Origin of the sequence: Paraburkholderia sp. GV068, assembly GCF_003058125.1 — a bacterium.
Taxonomy (GTDB): domain Bacteria; phylum Pseudomonadota; class Gammaproteobacteria; order Burkholderiales; family Burkholderiaceae; genus Paraburkholderia; species Paraburkholderia graminis.
Map to the genome: position 1 here is coordinate 81,192 of NZ_QBUB01000019.1, position 24,375 is coordinate 105,566.

The window sequence follows — 24,375 nt, forward strand, 5'->3', positions numbered from 1 at the left end:
CTTAACGCTTGTGACGGCGCTGGACGATCATGCTCGTCGTGCGCTTGTTGCTGCGGGTGCGATAACCCTTAGCAGGCGTGCCCCACGGGCTCACCGGATCGCGACCTGCAGCCGTCTTGCCTTCACCACCACCGTGCGGGTGATCGACCGGGTTCATTGCAACGCCGCGCACCGTCGGGCGGATACCGCGCCAGCGGTTCGCGCCAGCCTTACCGATTTGACGGAGGCTATGCTCTTCGTTGCCAACTTCACCAATCGTCGCGCGGCATTCAACGTGAACGCGGCGGATTTCACCCGAGCGCAGGCGGACCTGTGCGTAGATGCCTTCACGAGCCAGCAGCATCGCCGACGTACCAGCCGAACGCGCCATTTGCGCGCCCTTGCCCGGCAGCATTTCGATGCAGTGGATCGTCGTACCGACCGGAATGTTACGGATCGGCAGCGTGTTGCCTGCGCGGATCGGCGCTTCCGAACCCGACATCAGTTGCTGGCCGACGGTGACACCCTTCGGAGCGATGATGTAACGGCGCTCGCCGTCTGCGTACAGAACCAGCGCGATGTTCGCGCTACGGTTCGGATCGTACTCAAGACGTTCGACCTTTGCCGGAATGCCATCCTTCGTGCGACGGAAGTCGACGACACGATAGTGATGCTTATGGCCGCCACCCTTATGACGCGTGGTGATGTGACCATTGTTGTTACGGCCGGCGGTCGAGGATTGCGCGTCGAGCAGCGGTGCGAACGGCTTGCCCTTGTACAGATCCTTGTTGACCACCTTGACCATCGCGCGGCGGCCCGGCGAAGTCGGCTTAACTTTAACGATTGCCATGATTACTTGGCCTCCGCTTCAAAGTTGATTTCCTGGCCGGGCTTCAGGCAGACGTACGCCTTCTTCACGTCTTTGCGCTTGCCCATGAAACGGCCAAAGCGCTTGGCTTTGCCCTTCGAGACCAGCACGTTGACGGAATTGACTTCCACCTTGAACAGCAGCTCGACTGCAGCTTTCACTTCCTGCTTCGTGGCATCGGGCGCGACTTCGAACACGACTTGCTCGTTCTTGTCGGCCACCAGCGTCGCCTTTTCGGAGATCACCGGCGCGAGCAGGACCTGCATCAAACGATGATCGTTTTTGCGAATCTCGCTCATGACAGCAACTCCTCGATCTGGGCGACCGCAGCCTTCGTGATCAGGATCTTCTTGAAGTAGATCAGCGACAGCGGGTCGGCGTAACGCGGCTCGACAACCGCCACGTGGGCGAGGTTGCGCGACGCGAGGTACAGGTTTTCGTCAACCGTGTCGGTAATCACCAGCACGGAGTCGAGACCCATCGCCTTGAATTTTTCGGCCAGCAGCTTGGTCTTCGGCGCTTCGAGCGTCAGCTCGTCAACCACCGAGATACGGCCTTCGCGGGCCAGCTGCGAGAAGATCGAGCAGAGACCTGCGCGATGCATCTTCTTGTTGACCTTGTGCGAAAAGTTTTCTTCCGGCGAATTCGGGAAGATCCGGCCACCGCCGCGCCACAACGGGCTCGACGACATACCGGCACGGGCGCGGCCCGTACCCTTCTGGCGCCACGGCTTCTTGGTCGTGTGCTTGACTTGCTCACGGTCCTTCTGCGCGCGGTTGCCGCTACGGGCATTCGCTTGATACGCCACCACGACCTGGTGAATCAGGGCTTCGTTGTAATCGCGGCCGAACACGACGTCCGACGCGCTAACGCCTGCACCTTCCTGACCATTGGCATTCAGGAGCTTAAGTTCCATTATTTCGCTCCTTTCACGGCACGCGTCTTCACGGCCGGCGTAACGAATACCTTGCCACCCTTCGCACCCGGAACGGCGCCCTTGACCAGCAACAGGTTGCGGTCAGCGTCGATACGAGCGATTTCGAGGTTTTGCACCGTTACCGTGTCGTCACCCATATGACCGGTCATGCGCTTACCCGGGAAAACACGACCCGGATCCTGCGCCATACCGATCGAACCCGGCACGTTGTGCGAGCGCGAGTTACCGTGCGATGCACGGCCGGATGCGAAGTTGTAACGCTTGATGGTACCGGCGTAGCCCTTACCGATCGACACGCCTTGCACGTCGACCTTCTGGCCCACTTCGAACAGATCAGGACCGACCACGGCGCCGTTCGACAACTCGGCAGCCTTAGCGGCATCGATCTGGAATTCTTTGAGGATTTCACCGGCTTGAACACCGGCTTTGGCGAGATGACCGGCCAACGGCTTCGTCACACGCGATGCACGGCGCGTACCGAATGCAACCTGCACGGCCGTGTAGCCGTCGGTTTCAACAGTCTTGATCTGCGTCACGCGGTTGTCGGACACGTCCAGCACGGTAACGGGAATCGAATCCCCTTCTGCCGTGAAGATACGGGTCATGCCAACCTTGCGACCTACGAGTCCAAGGCTCATCGTTTTCTCCATTCCCGACTGCGATTGGTCGGGGCTAATTTACAAAATGCCGGTGCCGTTTCGGGCGTGAATTCACGCTGCAGCACACCGACTTTTTTGCGCCAATGCGCGAAAAGCCTTGCATTATAGCGAGGCTTTTCGTTTTCCGCAAGCAATCAAAGACTTAGCGTTACCCGGCGGGCCGGGTGCGGCCCAAGGGCCTTATTGCAGCTTGATTTCGACGTCCACGCCAGCCGGCAGGTCCAGCTTCATCAGTGCGTCAACGGTCTTGTCCGTCGGATCGACGATGTCCATCAGGCGTTGGTGCGTACGGATTTCGAGCTGATCGCGCGACGTCTTGTTGACGTGCGGCGAACGCAGGATGTCGAAGCGTTGAATACGGGTCGGCAGCGGCACCGGACCACGAACGATTGCGCCAGTCCGCTTCGCGGTGTCGACGATCTCAGCAGCCGATTGATCGATCAGGCGATAGTCGAAAGCCTTCAGGCGAATGCGGATTTTCTGGTTCTGCATGACAATTCCTTGGAAAAGAGCGAGGCGGTATTGCACCGCCAGACGATAAAAGAGCGTAGAGCCGGATGCCCGCCGGAAGCGGGCGCCCGGCTCCGGGCACCACTTACTGCAAAAGCTTTACTGCTAAAACGTCAATCCGCGATTTTACTCGAGAATCTTGGCAACGACACCTGCGCCGACGGTACGGCCGCCTTCACGGATAGCGAAGCGCAGACCTTCTTCCATCGCGATCGGGTTGATCAGCTTCACCGTGATCGACACGTTGTCGCCCGGCATGACCATTTCCTTGTCCTTCGGCAGCTCGATCGAGCCCGTCACGTCCGTCGTACGGAAGTAGAACTGCGGACGGTAGTTGTTGAAGAACGGCGTGTGACGGCCGCCTTCGTCCTTGCTCAGCACGTACACTTCAGCCGTGAAGTGCGTGTGCGGGTTGATCGAACCCGGCTTGGCCAGCACCTGGCCACGTTCCACGTCTTCGCGCTTCGTGCCGCGCAGCAGGATACCGACGTTGTCGCCTGCCTGACCCTGGTCGAGCAGCTTGCGGAACATTTCCACGCCCGTGCAGGTCGTCTTCACCGTCGGCTTGATACCGACGATTTCGATTTCCTCGCCGACCTTCACGACGCCGCGCTCAACGCGACCCGTGACCACCGTGCCACGACCCGAGATCGAGAACACGTCTTCCACCGGCATCAGGAACGCGCCGTCCACTGCGCGCTCCGGCGTCGGGATGTACGTGTCCAGCGCGTCGGCCAGGTTCATGATCGCCACTTCGCCCAGCTCGCCCTTGTCGCCTTCCAGCGCCAGCTTGGCCGAACCCTTGATGATCGGCGTGTCGTCGCCCGGAAAGTCGTACTTCGACAGAAGCTCGCGCACTTCCATCTCGACCAGCTCCAGCAGCTCGGCGTCGTCCACCATGTCGCACTTGTTCAGGAACACGATGATGTACGGCACGCCAACCTGACGCGCCAGCAGGATGTGCTCACGCGTTTGCGGCATCGGGCCGTCAGCGGCCGAGCACACCAGGATTGCGCCGTCCATCTGCGCTGCGCCCGTGATCATGTTCTTCACATAGTCAGCGTGGCCCGGGCAGTCGACGTGTGCGTAGTGGCGGTTAGCCGTTTCGTACTCGACGTGTGCCGTGTTGATCGTGATGCCACGTGCCTTTTCTTCCGGCGCCGCGTCGATCTGGTCGTACGCCTTCGCTTCGCCGCCGAACTTCTGCGTCAGAACCGTCGTGATCGCTGCCGTCAGCGTGGTCTTGCCGTGGTCAACGTGACCGATCGTGCCGACGTTCACGTGCGGCTTGGTCCGTTCGAATTTACCTTTAGCCATGTTTCTCTTCTTTCAAAAAGTTAATCGTTGAATGACTTGCCGCGCGATTACTTCGACTTGGCGTTGATGATCGCTTCCGACACATTACGCGGTGCTTCAGCGTAGTGCTTGAACTCCATCGTGTACGTTGCACGACCCTGGGTCAGCGAACGCAGCGACGTCGAGTAGCCGAACATTTCCGACAGCGGAACTTCTGCGCGGACGATCTTGCCGCCGCCAACCATGTCGTCCATGCCCTGCACGATGCCGCGACGACCCGACAGGTCGCCCATCACGTTGCCCATGTAGTCTTCAGGCGTTTCGACTTCAACAGCCATCATCGGTTCGAGGATGACCGGTTGAGCCTTGCGCATTGCTTCCTTGAACGCCATCGAACCGGCCATGCGGAATGCATTTTCGTTCGAGTCGACGTCGTGGTACGAACCGAACGTCAGGTGAACCTTCACGTCAACGACCGGGAAGCCCGCCAGCACGCCAGCCTTCAGCGTTTCCTGGATACCCTTGTCGACTGCCGGGATGTATTCACGCGGAATCACACCGCCCTTGATCTCGTCCAGGAACTCGTAGCCCTTGCCTTGCTCGTTCGGCTCGAGCGTGATGACCGCGTGACCGTACTGGCCGCGACCACCCGACTGCTTGACGAACTTGCCGTCAACGTCTTCCGCCTTGCCGCGAATCGTTTCGCGGTACGCAACCTGCGGCTTGCCGACAGTTGCTTCCACGCCGAATTCGCGCTTCATACGGTCAACCAGAATTTCGAGGTGGAGCTCGCCCATGCCCGAAATAATGGTTTGGCCCGATTCTTCGTCCGTTTGGACGCGGAACGACGGATCTTCCTGAGCCAGACGGTTCAGTGCCAGACCCATCTTTTCCTGGTCAGGCTTCGTCTTCGGCTCAACAGCCTGCGAGATCACCGGTTCCGGGAAAATCATGCGCTCGAGGACGATCGGGTGTTGCGGATCGCACAGCGTGTCGCCCGTCGTCGCTTCCTTCAGGCCGACTGCCGCGGCGATGTCGCCCGCGCGCACTTCCTTGATTTCTTCGCGCTGGTTCGCGTGCATCTGCAGAATACGGCCGAGACGTTCCTTCTTGTCCTTGGTCGCGTTCAGCACCGTGTCGCCCGAATTGACGACGCCCGAGTACACACGGAAGAAGATCAGCTGGCCGACGAACGGGTCGGTCATGATCTTGAATGCCAGCGACGAGAACTTCTCGTCGTCGGCAGCACGGCGCTCGCCCTTCTCGCCGTTTTCCAGTTCGCCCGTAACCGGCGGAATGTCGATCGGCGACGGCAGGAAGTCCAGAACCGCGTCCAGCATACGCTGCACGCCCTTGTTCTTGAACGCGGTGCCGCACAGCATCGGCTGGATTTCGCAAGCGATCGTACGGTCGCGCAGACCCTTGATGATTTCCGCTTCGGAGAGCTCGCCCTCTTCCAGGTACTTGTTCATCAATTCTTCGCTCGACTCAGCGGCCGCTTCGATCATCTTCTCGCGCCATTCGTTGCACGAATCGAGGAGTTCAGCCGGGATTTCTTCGTACGAGAACTTGGTGCCCTGGGACGCGTCGTCCCAAATGATCGCCTTCATCTTCATCAGGTCGACGACGCCCGTGAAGTTTTCTTCCGCGCCGATAGGCACCACGACCGGAACCGGGTTTGCCTTCAGACGCAGCTTCAGCTGGTCGTAAACCTTGAAGAAGTTCGCGCCGGTACGGTCCATCTTGTTGATGAACGCGAGACGGGGAACCTTGTACTTGTTAGCCTGACGCCAAACCGTTTCCGATTGCGGCTGCACGCCGCCCACAGCGCAGTACACCATGCACGCGCCGTCGAGCACGCGCATGGAGCGCTCGACTTCAATCGTGAAGTCGACGTGACCCGGGGTGTCGATGATGTTGATGCGGTGCTCAGCGCGATCGCCGGCCATGCCCTTCCAGAACGCCGTCGTAGCAGCCGACGTGATCGTGATGCCGCGTTCCTGCTCCTGCTCCATCCAGTCCATGGTCGCAGCGCCGTCGTGAACTTCACCAATCTTGTGGTTCACGCCGGTATAGAACAGGATGCGCTCGGTCGTCGTCGTTTTGCCGGCGTCGATGTGAGCGCTAATACCGATGTTACGGTAGCGCTCGATAGGTGTCTTGCGAGCCACTTTGATCCTCTATTGGGATAACGCGATGCGAGAAAAATACCCATCGCGCTGTAACACAAACGGGCGAGGCGCTTTGTAAGCGCACCCGCCCGGAATTTCTTTCCGTTGTTTCTGCTAACCCGATGCGGGAAGCTTAGAAACGGAAATGCGAGAACGCCTTGTTGGCTTCTGCCATCCGGTGAACTTCGTCGCGCTTCTTCATTGCGCCGCCACGGCCTTCGGCCGCTTCGGAGAGTTCACCTGCCAGACGCAGGGCCATCGACTTCTCGCTGCGCTTCTTCGCGGCTTCACGCAGCCAACGCATCGCCAATGCCATACGACGCGATGGACGCACTTCGACCGGAACCTGATAGTTCGCACCACCAACGCGGCGGCTCTTCACTTCGACCACCGGCTTGACGTTGTTGAGCGCTACCGTGAACACTTCCAGCGGGTCCTTGCCACCCTTGGTCTGGATCTGTTCGAAAGCGCCGTACACGATGCGCTCGGCAACAGACTTCTTGCCGGACAGCATCAGCACGTTCATGAACTTAGCTACATCTACGTTACCGAACTTCGGATCCGGCAACACTTCCCGCTTGGGGACTTCGCGACGACGCGGCATGTTTCTTCCTTTAACTTTTCAGTTGGAGCTACTTTTAGCCCCGCGGCCACCAACTAACCCGATTCATCTCTTACGACTTACCAGCCTGGTCGGGTGACCACTTACTCGACAGCACCGGCGATTCCGGCACCACCGCTATTACCGCCTTTGCAGGCGACCTGAACTGCTGCTGACCGGCGAATTACTTGCCAGCCTTGGCACGCTTCGCACCGTACTTCGAGCGAGCCTGCTTACGATCCTTGACGCCCTGGGTATCCAGCGAGCCGCGAACCATGTGGTAACGCACACCCGGCAAGTCCTTCACACGGCCGCCGCGAATCAGCACGACCGAGTGTTCCTGCAGGTTGTGGCCTTCACCACCGATGTACGAAATAACTTCGAAACCGTTCGTGAGGCGCACCTTCGCGACCTTACGAAGTGCCGAGTTCGGCTTCTTAGGCGTCGTGGTGTACACACGGGTGCACACGCCGCGACGCTGGGGGCAGTCCTGCAAGGCCGGGCTCTTGCTCTTCGTCGTTTCCGACGTGCGGCCTTTGCGAACCAGTTGATTGATGGTTGGCATTGTCTATTCCTGAAATTGAACAAAATCGACGCATCTGTTTTCGGGCAAAGCGAAAACGACTGCGCATCGAACTTCCGGCTGCGACCGCGAGCGCGCGAACAGAGTCCGCGCGCAAGCATCCCAAGAACCGGAACCTAGCATAATATTCCGAAAATACTAAGCGAGTCAACAGGTTGCAATGTTTCGCAGACCTGTGGACCTGTTGCGGCGACCGCGGACGGCTTAGTCCGCGGCGACGACTTCGAGCAGTTCGTCCCCGAAACGGTCCAGCTTGCGCGCGCCCATGCCTGGAATGCCTCGCAAGTCCTCGATCGAGTCTGGGCCGTTGCGCGCGATCTCCGCGAGTGTCGCGTCGTGGAAGATCACATAGGCGGGCACGCCGTCGCTCTTCGCGGTTTCCGTGCGCCAGGTGCGCAAACGCTCCCAGCGCGCCCGCTCGCGCGGCCCCATTCCGATGGTCGGGTCCGCGCGCTCGCTGGTTCGTCCGGACGACTGACGCGTGCGCGTCGGCTTCACATAGCGGCGCATCGTCACGTTCTGTTCGCCTTTCAGAACGGGCTTGCTCGCCTCGGTCAGGACGAGCGAGCCGAAGCCCTCGTGGTCGACCGTCAGATAGCCGAACGCCACGAGCTGTCGAAACACCGCGCGCCACTCCGGCTCGCCGAGCGCCGCGCCAATGCCGAACGTGGTCAGCTTCTCATGACCGCGCTGAACGATTTTTTCGCTCCGGTTGCCGCGCAGAATGTCTATCAGGTGGCCGGCGCCGAAGTGAAAACCGCTCGCCCGCTGCGCCCGGAACACGCACGACAGCGCCATTTGCGCCTCGCGCGTCGCGTCCCATGTGGCGGGCGGCTCGAGACAATTGTCGCAGTTACCGCAAGGCTTGCTCGATTCGCCGAAATACGCCAGAAGCCGCACGCGCCGGCACGTCGCCGCCTCGCACAGGCCGAGCAGCGCATCGAGCTTGCCGGTCTGGACGCGTTTGTGCGCGTCGTCGGCGTCCGATTCGTCGATCATCTTGCGCTGCTGCACGACGTCGCCGAGGCCGTAGGCCATCCACGCATTGGCCGGCATGCCGTCGCGGCCCGCGCGGCCGGTTTCCTGGTAATACCCTTCGACGCTCTTCGGCAAATCGAGGTGAGCGACGAACCGCACGTCCGGCTTGTCGATACCCATACCGAACGCGATCGTCGCGCACATCACAATGCCTTCCTCGCGCTGGAACATCTCCTGATGCTTCTGGCGCGTTTCGAATTCCATGCCGGCGTGATACGGCAGCGCGCGCATGCCCTTTTCCTTGAGCCACTCGGCCGTCTCTTCGACCTTGCGCCGCGACAGACAATAGACGACGCCAGCGTCGGTCGTGCCGTCGGCTCGCGTGTGTTCCGCGCGGATAAAGTCGAGCAACTGCGTGCGCGCGTTGTCTTTTTCGACGATCCGATAACGAATGTTCGGTCGATCGAAGCTCGAGACGAAAATGCGAGCGTCGTCGAGCGCGAGACGATGAATGATTTCGTCGCGCGTGATGGCGTCCGCGGTCGCCGTCAGCGCAATGCGCGGTACGTTCGGGAAACGCTCGTGCAGCACGGAAAGCTGAATGTATTCCGGCCGGAAGTCGTGCCCCCATTGCGACACGCAATGCGCTTCGTCGATGGCGAAAAGCCCGATGCGCGTGCGTTCCAGCAGTTCCTGGAATCGCGGCGTCATCAGGCGCTCGGGTGCCACGTAGAGCAAGTCGATCTCGCCGTCGCGCAGCGCGCGTTCGGTAGCCATCGCCTCGGCGCTGGAGAGCGTCGAGTTCAGGTACGCCGCGCGCACACCGACTTCGGTGAGCGCAGCCACCTGGTCCTGCATCAGCGCGATCAGTGGCGACACCACGATGCCCGTGCCGAAGCCGCCTTCGCGGCGCACCAGCGACGGAATCTGATAGCACAGCGATTTGCCGCCGCCCGTTGGCATCAGCACGAGACAGTCACCGCCGCCGGCGACGTGCTCGACAATTTCGCCTTGCTGTCCTCTGAACGCGGGGTAACCAAAAACTTCGTTGAGGATTTCGAGCGGACGGGACATGAATTTGAGAGAGGCGGCGTAAAGCGGTGACACGAATTTTACCAACGCATTCGTGCTGCGCCCGCGCTTTGCGACAACGTTAGCCATCCGGGCTAGGAATCGGCGACGTCGCGCGGCAAAAAGGCGCATAAAAAAAAGCCGCTCAGTCGAAACTGAGCGGCTTCGCTGGCTAGAGCCCCAAGCGGCTTACGCCGCCGGGACTTACTCGCCTGAGTGCTGCTGTTCGGCGGCCGGGGTTTCCGGCGTACCGAATTCGAACGACTCTTCCGCTGCGATCTGATCGAAACGCTCGCGGTCGGACAGTTCCTTGCTCTTGCGCGCCTTGTGGAACGCGAGACCCGTACCGGCCGGAATCAGACGGCCGACGATCACGTTTTCCTTCAGACCGCGCAGGTCGTCGCGCTTGCCCATGATCGCCGCTTCGGTCAGCACGCGGGTCGTTTCCTGGAACGACGCCGCCGAGATGAACGAATCGGTCGACAACGAGGCCTTCGTGATACCGAGCAGCACGTTTTCGTACGTTGCCGGACGCTTGTCTTCCGCGATCATACGGTCGTTTTCGTCGAGCATATCCGACCGCTCGACCTGTTCGCCCGGGATGAAGCGCGTATCGCCGTTGTCCGTAATCTGCACGCGGCGCAGCATCTGACGAACAATCACTTCAATGTGCTTGTCGTTGATCTTCACGCCTTGCAGACGGTACACGTCCTGCACTTCGTCCACGATGTAGCGCGACAGCGCCTCGACGCCCTGCAGACGCAGGATGTCGTGCGGATCGGCAGGTCCGTCCACGATCATTTCGCCCTTGTTGACGACCTGACCATCGTGAACCAGAACCTGCTTTTCCTTCGCGATCAGGAACTCGTGCTGGTTGCCCTCGAGGTCCGTGATAACGAGACGCTGCTTGCCCTTCGTGTCCTTACCGAACGACGTCGTACCCGTGACTTCCGCCAGGATACCTGCGTCCTTCGGCGAACGTGCTTCGAACAGTTCCGCCACACGCGGCAGACCGCCGGTAATGTCACGCGTCTTCTGCGATTCAGTCGGGATACGTGCGAGCACTTCACCGACCTGCACTTGCTGACCGTCCTTCACAGTGATCAGAGCGCCGACCTGGAAGCCGATCTGCACCGAGTGCTCGGTGTTCGGGATCTTGACTTCCTCGCCGTTCGCGTCGAGCAGCTTGACCTGCGGACGCACCGTCTTCGCGGCTTGCGAACCGCGACGCTTCACGTCGATCACGACGAGCGTGGAGAGCCCCGTCACATCGTCGATCTGCTTCGCAACCGTCACGCCTTCTTCGACGTTCTCGAACTTCACCGTACCGCCGTACTCGGTGATGATCGGACGCGTCATCGGGTCCCACGTCGCCAGTTGCGTGCCGGCCTTGATCTGCGCGCCGTCCAGTTGCAACAGCGTCGCGCCGTACGGCACCTTGTGACGTTCGCGCTCGCGACCGTGGTCGTCGGTGATCATCGCTTCGCCCGAACGCGAAATGACGATCTGCTCGCCCTTCGCGTTGGTGACGTAACGCATCGTCGACGTGAAACGCACCGTACCGTTCGACTTGGCTTCAACCGACGAAGCCACTGCCGCACGCGACGCCGCGCCACCGATGTGGAACGTACGCATGGTCAGCTGCGTGCCCGGCTCGCCAATCGACTGAGCGGCGATCACGCCAACCGCTTCGCCGACGTTCACGAGCGAGCCACGGCCCAGGTCGCGGCCATAGCAGGCTGCGCACAGACCGTAACGCGTTTCGCAAGTCAGCGGCGTACGCACACGCACTTCGTCGATGCCGAGGCGTTCGATTTCCTCGACCGCGTCTTCGTCGAGCAGCGTGCCCGATTCGTACAGCGTTTCCTGCGATTCCGGATTGACGACGTCAGCCACCGCCACGCGACCCAGAATACGGTCACGCAGAGCTTCGACGACTTCACCGCCTTCGACCAACGCCTTCATGGCGACGCCGTTGGACGTACCGCAATCGTCCTCGACCACCACCAGATCCTGCGTCACGTCGACGAGACGTCGCGTCAGGTAACCGGAGTTCGCCGTCTTCAGTGCCGTATCAGCCAGACCCTTACGTGCGCCGTGGGTCGAGATGAAGTACTGCAACACGTTCAGGCCTTCGCGGAAGTTCGCCGTAATCGGCGTCTCGATGATCGAGCCGTCCGGCTTCGCCATCAGGCCACGCATACCGGCCAGCTGACGAATCTGAACCGCGGAACCACGAGCACCCGAGTCCGCCATCATGTAGATGGAGTTGAACGACTCCTGACGCGTTTCGTTGCCGTCGCGATCGACCACCGGCTCCGTCGAGAGCTGCTCCATCATCGCCTTGCCGACCGCTTCCGACGTTGCCGACCAGATGTCGACCACGTTGTTGTAGCGCTCTTGCGACGTGACGAGACCCGACATGTACTGACGGTCGTATTCCTTCACCTTCTTCGCAGCGTCGCCGACGATGGTTTCCTTCTGCGGCGGCACGAGCATGTCGTCCACGCAGATCGAAATACCAGCGCGCGTTGCCAGACGGAAACCCGACTGCATCAACTGGTCGGCGAAAATCACCGTTTCGCGCAGACCGCACTTGCGGAATGCGGTGTTGATGAGGCGCGAGATTTCCTTCTTCTTCAGCGGCTTGTTCAGCACCGAGAACGGCAGGCCCGGCGGAAGAATCTCCGACAGGATTGCGCGGCCGACGGTCGTTGGGTACAGCGTGATCTTCGGCACGAATGCCGGCGCGCCTTCCGACTTGTCTTCGTTGTGGACCATTTCGGTGATCCGCACGTTGACGCGCGAGGCAAGCTCGACTTCCTTGTTCTCGTAGGCACGCAGCGCTTCCGAGACGCCCGTGAACGTCAGGCCTTCGCCCTTGCCGTTCACTGCTTCACGGGTCGCGTAGTACAGACCGAGCACGATATCCTGCGACGGCACGATCGACGGATCGCCGTTAGCCGGGAACAGCACGTTGTTCGACGCCAGCATCAGCGTGCGCGCTTCCATCTGCGCTTCGAGCGACAGCGGAACGTGAACAGCCATCTGGTCACCGTCGAAGTCGGCGTTGAACGCCGCGCAAACGAGCGGATGCAGCTGGATCGCCTTACCTTCGATCAGCACCGGCTCGAAAGCCTGAATGCCAAGACGGTGCAGCGTCGGCGCGCGGTTCAGCATGACCGGATGTTCGCGGATCACCTCTTCGAGGATGTCCCACACCACCGGTGTCTGGTTCTCGACTTCCTTCTTCGCAGCCTTGATGGTGGTAGCGACACCCATCACTTCGAGCTTGTTGAAGATGAACGGCTTGAACAGTTCGAGCGCCATCAGCTTCGGCAAACCGCACTGATGCAGCTTGAGCGTCGGGCCGACCACGATCACCGAACGGCCGGAATAGTCAACGCGCTTACCGAGCAGGTTCTGACGGAAACGACCGCCCTTACCCTTGATCATGTCAGCGAGCGACTTCAGCGGACGCTTGTTCGCGCCGGTCATTGCCTTACCGCGACGACCGTTGTCGAGCAGCGAATCGACGGCTTCCTGCAGCATCCGCTTTTCGTTGCGGACGATGATTTCAGGCGCCTTCAGTTCGAGCAGACGCTTCAACCGGTTGTTACGGTTGATCACGCGGCGATACAGGTCGTTCAGGTCCGACGTCGCGAAGCGGCCGCCATCCAGCGGCACCAGCGGACGCAGTTCCGGCGGCAGCACCGGCAGCACTTCGAGCACCATCCAGTCAGGCTTGATGCCCGAACGCTGGAATGCCTCGAGCACCTTCAGGCGCTTCGCGTACTTCTTGATCTTCGCTTCCGAACCCGTGTTCTTGAGTTCGGTGCGGAGCATCTCGACCTGTTCGTCGATGTTGATCGCACGCAGCAGTTCGCGAACGCCTTCCGCGCCCATCTCGGCACGGAATTCGTCACCGTACTCTTCGACCTTGTTGTAGTAATCCTCTTCGGTCATGATCTGCCGCGCTTTCAGCGGCGTCATGCCCGGGTCGATCACCACATACGCTTCGAAGTACAGCACGCGTTCGATGTCGCGCAGCGTCATGTCGAGCACCATGCCCAGACGCGACGGCAGCGACTTCAGGAACCAGATGTGCGCGACCGGCGAGGCCAGCTCAATGTGGCCCATCCGTTCACGACGCACCTTGGCGAGCGTCACTTCGACGCCGCACTTCTCGCAGATCACGCCACGATGCTTCAGGCGCTTGTACTTGCCGCAAAGGCATTCGTAGTCTTTGATCGGCCCGAAAATCTTCGCGCAGAACAGACCATCGCGTTCCGGCTTGAACGTCCGGTAGTTGATGGTTTCCGGCTTCTTCACTTCACCGAAAGACCACGAACGGATCTTGTCCGGCGAGGCCAGACCGATCTTGATCGCGTCAAAAACTTCAGGTTGTTGGACTTGCTTGAATAGATCGAGCAAAGCTTTCATCGCTTCTCTCCAGTAGTCCGATTAGTTGCGGTCGAGGTCGATATCGATACCGAGCGAGCGGATTTCCTTCACCAGCACGTTGAAGGATTCCGGCATGCCTGCATCGATCACGTGATCGCCCTTGACCAGGTTCTCGTACACCTTGGTCCGGCCTGTCACGTCGTCCGACTTCACCGTCAGCATTTCCTGCAGCACGTACGATGCACCGTACGCTTCGAGCGCCCACACTTCCATTTCACCGAAACGCTGGCCACCGAACTGCGCCTTACCGCCCAACGGCTGCTGCGTCACGAGCGAGTACGGGCCCGTGGAACGCGCGTGCATCTTATCGTCGACCAGGTGGTGCAGCTTCAGATAGTGCATGTAGCCGACCGTCACCGTACGTTCGAACATTTCGCCCGTGCGGCCGTCGTACAGCCGCACCTGATTCTTCGACGGCGTCATGCCCAGGTTCTTCGCGATGTCGTCCGGGAAAGCCAGATCCAGCGCGCGCGACATTTCTTCTTCCGTCGCGCCGTCGAACACCGGCGTCGCGAACGGCACGCCTTCGCGCAGGTTCTTCGCCAGTTCGACGATTTCCTCGTCGGTGAAGCTGTCCAGCTCTTCGGCGCGGCCCGACTCGTTGTAGATCTTGGTCAGGAATTCGCGCAATTCAGCAATCTTCGCCTGGCGCTGCAGCATTTCGCCGATACGCCAGCCGAGACCCTTCGCGGCCCAACCCAGATGCACTTCGAGAACCTGACCCACGTTCATCCGCGACGGCACGCCGAGCGGGTTCAGAACGACGTCAGCCGGACGGCCGTCGGCCATGTACGGCATGTCTTCGATCGGGACGATCTTCGACACGACACCCTTGTTACCGTGGCGGCCGGCCATCTTGTCGCCAGGCTGCAGGCGGCGCTTGACTGCCAGATACACCTTGACCATCTTCAACACGCCCGGCGGCAGTTCGTCGCCTTGCGTGAGCTTCTTGCGCTTTTCTTCGAACGCCAGATCGAACTGGTGACGCTTCTGTTCGATCGAGTCCTTGATAGCTTCGAGCTGTGCCGCTGCTTCTTCGTCCGCGAGGCGGATGTCGAACCAGTGGTAATGGTCGAGATCTTCCAGGTAAGCCTGTTCGATCTTCGTACCCTTCGCGAGCTTCTTCGGACCGCCGTTCGCGACCTTGCCGGTCAGCATACGTGCGAGACGCTGGAACGCGTCGCCTTCCACGATGCGCAGCTGGTCGTTCAGGTCGAGGCGGTAGCGCTTCAGTTCATCGTCGATGATTTGCTGCGCACGCTTGTCGCGCTGAATGCCTTCACGCGTGAACACTTGTACGTCGATGACCGTGCCGCTCATGCCCGACGGCACGCGCAGCGACGTGTCCTTCACGTCCGAAGCCTTTTCACCGAAGATCGCGCGCAGCAGCTTTTCTTCCGGCGTCAACTGGGTTTCGCCCTTCGGCGTGACCTTGCCGACCAGCACGTCGCCTGCTTCGACTTCCGCGCCGATGTACACGATGCCCGACTCGTCGAGACGGCCAAGTTGCACTTCAGCGAGGTTCGAAATGTCGCGCGTGATTTCTTCCGGTCCGAGCTTCGTGTCGCGAGCCACGACGTTCAGTTCTTCGATGTGGATCGACGTGTAACGGTCGTCGGCCACCACCTTCTCAGAGATCAAAATCGAGTCTTCGAAGTTGTAGCCATTCCACGGCATGAACGCGACCAGCATGTTCTGGCCGAGAGCCAGTTCGCCAAGATCCGTCGATGCGCCGTCAGCCAGCACGTCGCCACGCGAAACCTTGTCGCCGACCTTCACGATCGGACGCTGGTTGATGTTCGTGTTCTGGTTCGAACGCGTGTACTTGATCAGGTTGTAGATGTCGACACCGACGTCGCCAGCCACCGCTTCCTCGTCGTTCACGCGAATCACGATACGGCCTGCGTCGACATAGTCGACCACACCGCCGCGGAATGCCTGAACCGTCGTGCCCGAGTCGACCGCCACCGTGCGCTCGATACCCGTACCGACCACGGCCTTTTCAGGACGCAGACATGGCACAGCCTGACGCTGCATGTTCGAGCCCATCAACGCGCGGTTCGCGTCGTCGTGCTCGAGGAACGGAATCAGCGATGCTGCCACCGACACGATCTGCGACGGCGCCACGTCCATGTACTGGATGCGGTCCGGCGTGACCATCAGCGTTTCGCCGGCTTCACGCGACGACACCAGTTCGTCGGTCAGCGAGCCGTCTTCAGCCACGGCCGCATTCGCCTGAGCGATCACGTAACGGCCTTCTTCGATCGCCGACAGATAGTCGATCTGATCCGTCACCTTGCTGTCCACGACCTTGCGATACGGCGTTTCGAGGAAGCCGTATTCGTTCAGGTGCGCGTACAGAGCCAGCGAGTTGATCAGGCCGATGTTCGGACCTTCAGGCGTTTCAATCGGGCACACACGACCGTAGTGCGTCGGATGCACGTCGCGGACTTCAAAGCCAGCGCGCTCACGCGTCAAACCGCCCGGGCCAAGTGCCGAAACACGGCGCTTGTGGGTGATTTCCGACAGCGGGTTGGTCTGGTCCATGAACTGCGACAGCTGCGACGAACCGAAGAACTCGCGAATCGCCGACGAAATCGGCTTCGAGTTGATCAGGTCGTGCGGCATCAGGTTTTCGCTTTCGGCCTGGCCGAGGCGTTCCTTGACAGCACGTTCGACACGCACGAGACCTGCGCGGAACTGGTTTTCCGCCAGTTCGCCGACGCAACGCACACGACGATTGCCCAAGTGGTCGATGTCGTCCACTTCGCCCTTGCCGTTACGCAGCTCGACCAGGATCTTGATCGTGGCGAGGATGTCGTCGTCTTGCAGCGTCATCGGTCCGATGATCTCGTCGCGGCCCACGCGACGATTGAACTTCATACGGCCCACCTTGGACAGGTCGTATGCGTCTTCGCTGTAGAACAGACGGTTGAACAGCGCCTCGACCGCTTCTTCGGTCGGCGGTTCGCCCGGACGCATCATGCGGTAGATCGCGATGCGCGCGGCCATCTTGTCCGCGGTTTCGTCGATACGCAGCGTGGACGAGATGTACGGGCCCTGGTCCAGATCGTTCGTGTAGAGCGTCTGAATGTCCTTGATCTTCGACTCGCGCAGCTTCTCGAGGACGGTTTCGGTGATTTCGTCGTTCGCGTTGGCGATGACTTCACCCGTGTCGCCGTCGACGACATTCTTCGCCAGCACGCGGCCGAGCAGATAGTCTTCCGGGACCGAGATGAACTTGGTCTTCGCGTTGTCCAGGTCGCGGATGTGCTTTGCGTTGATCCGCTTGTCCTTCTGGACGATCACGTTGCCGTCACGGTCCGTGATGTCGAAGCGCGCGACTTCGCCACGCAGACGCTCCGGCACGAACTCCATCTGCGCGCCTTCCGGCATCAGCGTGAAGTTATCGAACACGAAGAAGTTTGCGAGGATCTGTTCCGGCGTCAGGCCGATTGCCTTCAGCAGGATCGTGACCGGCATCTTGCGGCGACGGTCGACGCGGAAGTACAGCACGTCCTTCGGGTCGAACTCGAAGTCGAGCCACGAACCGCGGTAAGGAATGATACGTGCCGAGAACAGAAGCTTGCCCGAGCTGTGCGTCTTGCCCTTGTCGTGTTCGAAGAACACGCCAGGCGAACGGTGCAGCTGCGAAACGATCACACGCTCCGTACCGTTGATGACGAACGAACCCGTCGGCGTCATGAGCGGAATTTCGCCCATGTACACTTCCTGTTCCTTCACTTCCTTGACGACCGGCTTGCTCGGCGATTCTTTATCGAGCAGCACCAGACGCACTTTCGCGCGCAGCGCCGAGCAGTACGTCAAACCGCGCTGCTGACATTCCTTGATGTTGAATGCCGGCGGCGACAGCATGTAGCTGACGAACTCAAGACGTGCGAACCCGTTGTGCGAAACGATCGGGAAAACGGATGTGAACGCAGCCTGCAGGCCTTCCGGCTTGCGCTGCGTAGACGGCGTGTCTGCTTGCAGAAACGTGCTGAATGATTCAAGCTGGGTAGCCAGCAGGAAAGGTACTTGGTGAACGATGGGGCGCTTCGCAAAACTCTTACGAATGCGCTTCTTCTCGGTGAAGGAATATTGCATACGATCTCCGAATCACGGCGGGCATTGTTGTCGAGGCAGGATACCTTGATGAGACAACCCGAGTGTTCACCGACTGAGACCCGATGGCCGTCCGATGGCTTGAACGAGCCTAGAAGCTTGGTGGTTGGCCGCTACCAACCGCTGGCTGACGGCAGCGGATGCCTATGTTGCCCGCTACCCGACCAAACTTGCCTTCTGCAGTCGCTTCAGAAGACAAAGAGAAGCGCCGGTCAATGTTGCCGATAGGCGGTTTTCTTTGGCTTCTGGGAGTCACATTATTGCCGTACAGCGAGGCAAAAACGCGTCCCCCACAAAGCACAAAAAGGCCGGCGGTGAAAAACCGCCAGCCTTCGCACAGCGCGCTGAAACTTACTTGATTTCAGCTTTCGCGCCGGCTTCTTCCAGCTTCTTCTTGGCTTCTTCTGCAGCAGCCTTCGGTACCGCTTCCTTAACAGGCTTCGGTGCGCCGTCGACCAGGTCCTTCGCTTCCTTCAGGCCGAGACCCGTCAGTTCACGAACTGCCTTAATGACGGAAACCTTGTTCGCGCCAACGTCAACCAGGTTGACCGTGAATTCGGTTTGCTCTTCAGCTGCAGCAGCAGCGCCGCCGCCTGCCGGGCCTGCCACTGCAACAGCAGCTGCCGACACGCCAAACTTTTCTTCGAACGCCTTGACCAGTTCGTTCAGTTCCAGAACCGACATCGAGCTTACTGCCTCGAGGATGTCATCTTTTGCGATTGCCATTTGAAATACTCCTAAATTGAATTCGGATACAGCCAGCGATCAATCACGCTCGACTGAAGTACATTACGCAGCGGTTTCTTCGCCTTGTTTCTTTTCTGCCAGCGCGGCCAGAGCGCGCGCAAAGCCAGAAACAGGTGCTTGCATAACGTACAACAGCTTGGAGAGCAGTTCTTCGCGGCTCGGGATGTTTGCCAGCGCTTGCACGCCAGCCTTGTCCATCACCTTGCCTTCGTAGGAACCAGCCTTGATGACCAACTTGTCATTGCTTTTGCCGAAGTCATTGACGACCTTAGCAGCAGCAATTGCATCTTCCGAGATGCCGTAGATCAGGGGGCCAGTCATCTGCTCTGCCAGCGGAGCGAACGGCGTACCTTCGACAGCGCGACGCGCCAGCGTGTTCTTCAACACGCGAAGGTAGACCTGTTGCTCACGCGCTTTCGCGCGCAGCTTGGTCAGATCGCCAACCGTGATCCCACGATACTCAGCCAGAACCACGGTCTGGGCTTTCGCGACTTGCGCGGCAACCTCAGCGACGACGGCCTGCTTGCTTTCTTTGTTGAGTGGCACGGTTAACCTCCAGATTCGATACACGCGGCGTGCGCCTTGTGTACCGCGTTCAATAACGGCGTCCGACCAGTCAGGAGTATTTCGACCGCCCGACACACGCATTGCTGCGGATGCCAACCGGTTTCATCACTACAAAACTTTTTCGGGTTCGCCATCTGCGTTGGCTTTGCATTAAGGGTCCGCCTACCTGCTGCGTGCCCGCCAACGGTCTTTGACAACCGGTTGCTTGATGCGAACTGCCACCTCACAACCGCCCAAAGCCCATAAACCGCCCCGATTTTCATCGAGGCGATGAATTACTTACTGTGCCGCGAGCGATGCCTGATCGACGCGAACGCCGACACCCATCGTGCTCGACAGAGCGACTTTACGCAGATACACGCCCTTGCTCGTTGCCGGCTTGGCCTTTTGCAGTGCGTCGATGAGCGCGCTCAGATTGCTACGCAGAGCCGTCGGCTCGAACGAAGCGCGGCCAATCGTGGCGTGGATGATACCCGCTTTGTCGACACGGAATTGCACCTGACCAGCCTTGGCGTTCTTCACCGCAGTCGCGACGTCCGGCGTGACCGTACCGACCTTCGGGTTCGGCATCAGGCCGCGCGGGCCGAGGATCTGACCGAGCGTACCGACAACACGCATCGTGTCCGGCGAAGCGATCACGATGTCGAAGTCCAGATTGCCGGCCTTGACTTGTTCAGCCAGGTCTTCCATACCGACGACTTCAGCGCCTGCTGCGCGAGCCTGCTCAGCCTTTTCGCCTTGCGCGAACACTGCCACGCGCACCGACTTGCCCGTACCTGCAGGCAGAACGACCGAACCGCGGACCACTTGATCCGACTTCTTTGCGTCGATGCCGAGTTGCACAGCGACGTCGATCGACTCATCGAACTTCGCGCTTGCGCATTCCTTCACGAGCGACAAAGCGTCGTCGATCGGGTACAGCTTCTGACGGTCAACCTTTGCTGCAAATGCTTGCAGACGCTTCGAAAGCTTAGCCATTTACACGCCCTCCACGGTGATGCCCATCGAGCGGGCGCTACCAGCGATCGTACGAACCGCTGCGTCCAGATCAGCTGCCGTCAGATCGGGCATCTTGGTCTTGGCGATGTCTTCAGCTTGAGCGCGGGTGATCTTGCCGACCTTGTCGGTATGCGGCTTGCTCGAACCCTTGTCGATCTTCGCTGCCTTCTTGATCAGAACCGTTGCCGGCGGCGTCTTCAGGACGAACGTGAAGCTCTTGTCAGCGAACGCGGTGATCACGACCGGAATCGGCAGACCCGGTTCCAGAGCTTGAGTCTGCGCGTTAAACGCCTTGCAGAACTCCATGATGTTCAGGCCACGTTGGCCCAGTGCCGGACCGACCGGCGGCGACGGGTTGGCTTTACCTGCAGGAATCTGCAGCTTGATAAAGCCGATGATTTTCTTTGCCATGTTGAAAACCTCGTTGGAACGTCGCATTGGCTGCGAACGTTCAGTGAGTAGTAGCGCGCGTTCACCAGAATCCGGCTACTTACGCTCCTCAACGGTCATTACGCGGACCGTAAGCGCGAAGTGCGAAACGCGCCGATAGGCGCGCTCCGCAGAATTCTGGATTACAACTTCTCGACTTGGCCGAATTCCAACTCAACCGGCGTTGCACGGCCGAAGATCGTAACGGATACACGGACGCGCGACTTTTCGTAGTTCACTTCTTCGACGCTGCCGTTGAAATCGGTGAAAGGACCGTCCTTTACCCGGACCATCTCGCCGACCTCGAACAGGGTCTTTGGACGCGGCTTTTCCACGCCTTCCTGCATCTGCGACATGATCTTCTCGACTTCCCGCGGGGAAATCGGACTCGGGCGATTACGCGCACCACCTACGAAACCCGTGACCTTCGCGGTGTTCTTCACGAGGTGCCACGTTTCATCCGTCATTTCCATTTCCACGAGCACGTAGCCCGGGAAGAAACGACGTTCGGTCACCGACTTGTGACCACCCTTCACCTCGACAACCTCTTCGGTCGGGACGAGGATCTGGCCAAACTGGTCTTGCATGCCGGCGCGTTCGATGCGCTCCTGAAGCGCGCGTTGCACGCTCTTCTCCATGCCGGAGTAGGCGTGCACGACGTACCAACGTTTGCCGCTCGGAGATGCCGGAGTATCGCTCATATCATTTCCAACCCAGAATCACCGAGAAAATCGCCCATTCGATGGATTTATCGCTAACCCAAAGAAAGATCGCCATCACAAACACGAAGCCAAACACCACCAACGTTGTCTGAGTAGCCTCTTTGCGAGTCGGCCAGACAACCTTGCGGACTTCCTTGTACGAATCTTTGGCGAAAGCGATGAAACCCTTGCCAGGCGCGGATAGAAGACCGACTGCAACACCCGCGATTGCACCAACAGCCAAGGCGGCTCCGCGGACGTACCATTCCTGACCGTTAAGCCAGAAGAACCCCACGAACCCGGCCAAGACTAGCAATACGCCCGCGACGAGCATCAGCTTGTCGCCGGATGTATTTACAGTTTCGACGGAAGGATTCGCCATAACACCTTAACGAAGCGTCAATTTGACGCGAGAGTTGGCAGGGGCAGAGGGAATCGAACCCCCAACCTTCGGTTTTGGAGACCGACGCTCTGCCAGTTGAGCTATACCCCTAAACCATTTGGGGTTGACGACACCGCCAACCCCGAAACTACAGATTAACGAGAGAACTATCTGGCGTTACTCGAGAATCTTGGCAACGACACCTGCGCCAACGGTACGGCCACCTTCACGGATGGCGAAGCGCAGACCTTCTTCCATCGCGATCGGGTTGATCAGCTTCACCGTGATCGACACGTTGTCGCCCGGCATGACCATTTCCTTGTCCTTCGGCAGCTCGATCGAGCCCGTCACGTCCGTCGTACGGAAGTAGAACTGCGGACGGTAGTTGTTGAAGAACGGCGTGTGACGGCCGCCTTCGTCCTTGCTCAGCACGTACACTTCAGCCGTGAAGTGCGTGTGCGGGTTGATCGAACCCGGCTTGGCCAGCACCTGGCCACGTTCCACGTCTTCGCGCTTGGTGCCGCGCAGCAGGATACCGACGTTGTCGCCTGCCTGACCCTGGTCGAGCAGCTTGCGGAACATTTCCACGCCCGTGCAGGTCGTCTTCACCGTCGGCTTGATACCGACGATTTCGATTTCCTCGCCGACCTTCACGACGCCGCGCTCAACGCGACCCGTGACCACCGTGCCGCGACCCGAGATCGAGAACACGTCTTCCACCGGCATCAGGAACGCGCCGTCCACTGCGCGCTCCGGCGTCGGGATGTACGTGTCCAGCGCGTCGGCCAGGTTCATGATCGCCACTTCGCCCAGCTCGCCCTTGTCGCCTTCCAGCGCCAGCTTGGCCGAACCCTTGATGATCGGCGTGTCGTCGCCCGGAAAGTCGTACTTCGACAGAAGCTCGCGCACTTCCATCTCGACCAGCTCCAGCAGCTCGGCGTCGTCCACCATGTCGCACTTGTTCAGGAACACGATGATGTACGGCACGCCAACCTGACGCGCCAGCAGGATGTGCTCACGCGTTTGCGGCATCGGGCCGTCAGCGGCCGAGCACACCAGGATTGCGCCGTCCATCTGCGCTGCGCCCGTGATCATGTTCTTCACATAGTCAGCGTGGCCCGGGCAGTCGACGTGTGCGTAGTGGCGGTTAGCCGTTTCGTACTCGACGTGTGCCGTGTTGATCGTGATGCCACGCGCCTTTTCTTCCGGCGCCGCGTCGATCTGGTCGTATGCCTTCGCTTCGCCGCCGAACTTCTGCGTCAGAACCGTCGTGATCGCTGCCGTCAGCGTGGTCTTGCCGTGGTCAACGTGACCGATCGTGCCGACGTTCACGTGCGGCTTGGTCCGCTCAAACTTACCCTTGGCCATTTTCGACTCCTAAGAGGATTTATCCGTACGTTGCGCCGGGCGCAAACAATCACCGAGTACTTCTGGTGCCCATGGGCAGGATCGAACTGCCGACCTCTCCCTTACCAAGGGAGTGCTCTACCACTGAGCCACATGGGCGCTACTTCTATATTGCTGGAGCGGGTGAAGGGAATCGAACCCTCGTCGTAAGCTTGGAAGGCTTCTGCTCTACCATTGAGCTACACCCGCAAGGACCCATGGATTCCCAACAACTGCTGCAACTTGCATTCTGGTGGAGGAGGTTGGATTCGAACCAACGTAGGCGTAAGCCAACAGATTTACAGTCTGCCCCCTTTAGCCACTCGGGCACCCCTCCGCAGAGAACTGATGATTATGGGGGAACAACCGCTCGATGTCAAGAGTTAGTCGACTGTTCCAAACCCAAATGCTCTCACTTATACGCAGTGTTTTTAGCACTACCGTAAACGCAGAAACCCCACCTTTGCGGGGTGGGGTTTCTGACACTGCTGGGGAGCCTGACGATTACCTACTTTCACACGGGTAATCCGCACTATCATCGGCGTGGAGTCGTTTCACGGTCCTGTTCGGGATGGGAAGGGGTGGGACCGACTCGCTATGGTCATCAGGCTTTGACGGGTTGCTGTAGCGCTCAGGGAGCAGTACAGCCAATCTGGAAGAAGTAGTTTCTGGTGATGCTCACCAGGGTAAAGCTGTTTGGGCTGTGTTGTTCGAGGCACAACATCGATCACTCAACCGTGCGTCCTGTTCTCCCTGGCGGGGAGTTCCAGCGCATCCCCTTCGGGGATCGGACCAGTGTAAGCGCCAAAGCGCTAACGCTGGTCGAGACACACCTGTTATAGGATCAAGCCTTACGGGCAATTAGTATCAGTTAGCTGAACGCATTACTGCGCTTACACACCTGACCTATCAACGTCCTGGT

General features: G+C 59.7%; 19 protein-coding genes, 4 tRNA genes and 2 rRNA genes. All 25 read right to left on the reverse strand.

Translation table 11 applies throughout. The features are described 5' to 3' along the window. Window position 1 precedes the first annotated feature (1 nt). The gene (rplB, locus tag C8K18_RS28875) at window positions 2–829 is read right to left on the reverse strand and encodes a 50S ribosomal protein L2 (protein ID WP_029971246.1); all 828 of its coding nucleotides are present in this window, start codon (window positions 827–829) and stop codon (window positions 2–4) included. A gap of 2 nt (window positions 830–831) precedes the next feature. Beyond that, window positions 832–1,146, reverse strand: coding sequence for a 50S ribosomal protein L23 (rplW, locus tag C8K18_RS28880; protein ID WP_007180135.1), 315 nt, complete (start codon window positions 1,144–1,146; stop codon window positions 832–834). Continuing rightward, window positions 1,143–1,763, reverse strand: coding sequence for a 50S ribosomal protein L4 (gene rplD / locus C8K18_RS28885; protein WP_007180136.1), 621 nt, complete (start codon window positions 1,761–1,763; stop codon window positions 1,143–1,145). The genes rplW and rplD overlap by 4 nt, the downstream gene beginning before the upstream one ends. Beyond that, window positions 1,763–2,422 carry a 50S ribosomal protein L3 gene (gene rplC / locus C8K18_RS28890; RefSeq protein ID WP_029971245.1) on the reverse strand — a complete coding sequence of 220 codons (660 nt, stop codon included), beginning with the start codon at window positions 2,420–2,422 and terminating at the stop codon, window positions 1,763–1,765. The genes rplD and rplC overlap by 1 nt, the downstream gene beginning before the upstream one ends. Window positions 2,423–2,623: 201 nt before the next feature. Further along, the gene (gene rpsJ / locus C8K18_RS28895) at window positions 2,624–2,935 is read right to left on the reverse strand and encodes a 30S ribosomal protein S10 (RefSeq protein ID WP_006998489.1); all 312 of its coding nucleotides are present in this window, start codon (window positions 2,933–2,935) and stop codon (window positions 2,624–2,626) included. Window positions 2,936–3,079: 144 nt separating this feature from the next. Next, window positions 3,080–4,270, reverse strand: a complete 1,191-nt coding sequence (gene tuf, locus C8K18_RS28900; protein ID WP_012434572.1) for an elongation factor Tu — start codon at window positions 4,268–4,270, stop codon at window positions 3,080–3,082. Window positions 4,271–4,317: 47 nt separating this feature from the next. Then, complete coding sequence (fusA, locus tag C8K18_RS28905; protein ID WP_029972182.1) at window positions 4,318–6,420, reverse strand: elongation factor G; 2,103 nt, start codon at window positions 6,418–6,420, stop codon at window positions 4,318–4,320. Window positions 6,421–6,553: 133 nt separating this feature from the next. Further along, window positions 6,554–7,024 (reverse strand): 30S ribosomal protein S7, encoded by a 471-nt coding sequence (gene rpsG, locus C8K18_RS28910; RefSeq protein WP_006053291.1) that lies wholly within the window; start codon window positions 7,022–7,024, stop codon window positions 6,554–6,556. A gap of 181 nt (window positions 7,025–7,205) precedes the next feature. Beyond that, window positions 7,206–7,586: a 30S ribosomal protein S12 gene (gene rpsL / locus C8K18_RS28915; protein WP_006053290.1), complete on the reverse strand. Its 381-nt coding sequence runs from the start codon at window positions 7,584–7,586 to the stop codon at window positions 7,206–7,208. A 222-nt stretch (window positions 7,587–7,808) separates the two neighbouring features. Then, a complete protein-coding gene (gene recQ / locus C8K18_RS28920) occupies window positions 7,809–9,656 on the reverse strand; it encodes a DNA helicase RecQ (protein ID WP_029972181.1) in 1,848 nt (615 codons plus the stop codon). A gap of 201 nt (window positions 9,657–9,857) precedes the next feature. Next, window positions 9,858–14,096 (reverse strand): DNA-directed RNA polymerase subunit beta', encoded by a 4,239-nt coding sequence (rpoC, locus tag C8K18_RS28925; protein ID WP_107710648.1) that lies wholly within the window; start codon window positions 14,094–14,096, stop codon window positions 9,858–9,860. A 21-nt stretch (window positions 14,097–14,117) separates the two neighbouring features. Continuing rightward, window positions 14,118–18,224 (reverse strand): DNA-directed RNA polymerase subunit beta, encoded by a 4,107-nt coding sequence (rpoB, locus tag C8K18_RS28930; protein WP_029972179.1) that lies wholly within the window; start codon window positions 18,222–18,224, stop codon window positions 14,118–14,120. A 369-nt stretch (window positions 18,225–18,593) separates the two neighbouring features. Then, window positions 18,594–18,968, reverse strand: a complete 375-nt coding sequence (gene rplL, locus C8K18_RS28935; RefSeq protein ID WP_029972178.1) for a 50S ribosomal protein L7/L12 — start codon at window positions 18,966–18,968, stop codon at window positions 18,594–18,596. Between the two features lie 63 nt (window positions 18,969–19,031). Beyond that, window positions 19,032–19,535, reverse strand: a complete 504-nt coding sequence (gene rplJ / locus C8K18_RS28940) for a 50S ribosomal protein L10 (protein ID WP_006053279.1) — start codon at window positions 19,533–19,535, stop codon at window positions 19,032–19,034. A gap of 300 nt (window positions 19,536–19,835) precedes the next feature. Continuing rightward, entirely contained in the window at window positions 19,836–20,534 is a 699-nt protein-coding gene (gene rplA / locus C8K18_RS28945; RefSeq protein WP_006053278.1) for a 50S ribosomal protein L1, read from the reverse strand. Further along, entirely contained in the window at window positions 20,535–20,966 is a 432-nt protein-coding gene (gene rplK, locus C8K18_RS28950; protein ID WP_007180146.1) for a 50S ribosomal protein L11, read from the reverse strand. It abuts the gene before it with no gap. Between the two features lie 161 nt (window positions 20,967–21,127). Then, window positions 21,128–21,685, reverse strand: coding sequence for a transcription termination/antitermination protein NusG (nusG, locus tag C8K18_RS28955; RefSeq protein ID WP_007180147.1), 558 nt, complete (start codon window positions 21,683–21,685; stop codon window positions 21,128–21,130). A 1-nt stretch (window position 21,686) separates the two neighbouring features. After that, window positions 21,687–22,067 (reverse strand): preprotein translocase subunit SecE, encoded by a 381-nt coding sequence (gene secE, locus C8K18_RS28960; RefSeq protein ID WP_015003929.1) that lies wholly within the window; start codon window positions 22,065–22,067, stop codon window positions 21,687–21,689. A 35-nt stretch (window positions 22,068–22,102) separates the two neighbouring features. After that, window positions 22,103–22,178 (reverse strand) — tRNA-Trp (locus C8K18_RS28965). Window positions 22,179–22,244: 66 nt separating this feature from the next. Next, on the reverse strand, window positions 22,245–23,435 hold the full coding sequence (tuf, locus tag C8K18_RS28970; protein ID WP_012434572.1) for an elongation factor Tu: 1,191 nt from the start codon (window positions 23,433–23,435) through the stop codon (window positions 22,245–22,247). Between the two features lie 63 nt (window positions 23,436–23,498). After that, window positions 23,499–23,573, reverse strand: a tRNA-Thr gene (locus C8K18_RS28975). A gap of 16 nt (window positions 23,574–23,589) precedes the next feature. Then, window positions 23,590–23,663 (reverse strand) — tRNA-Gly (locus tag C8K18_RS28980). A gap of 41 nt (window positions 23,664–23,704) precedes the next feature. Then, window positions 23,705–23,790 (reverse strand) — tRNA-Tyr (locus tag C8K18_RS28985). Window positions 23,791–23,948: 158 nt separating this feature from the next. Beyond that, window positions 23,949–24,062, reverse strand: a 5S ribosomal RNA gene (gene rrf, locus C8K18_RS28990). Between the two features lie 231 nt (window positions 24,063–24,293). After that, a 23S ribosomal RNA gene (locus C8K18_RS28995) occupies window positions 24,294–24,375 on the reverse strand; the annotation flags it as partial.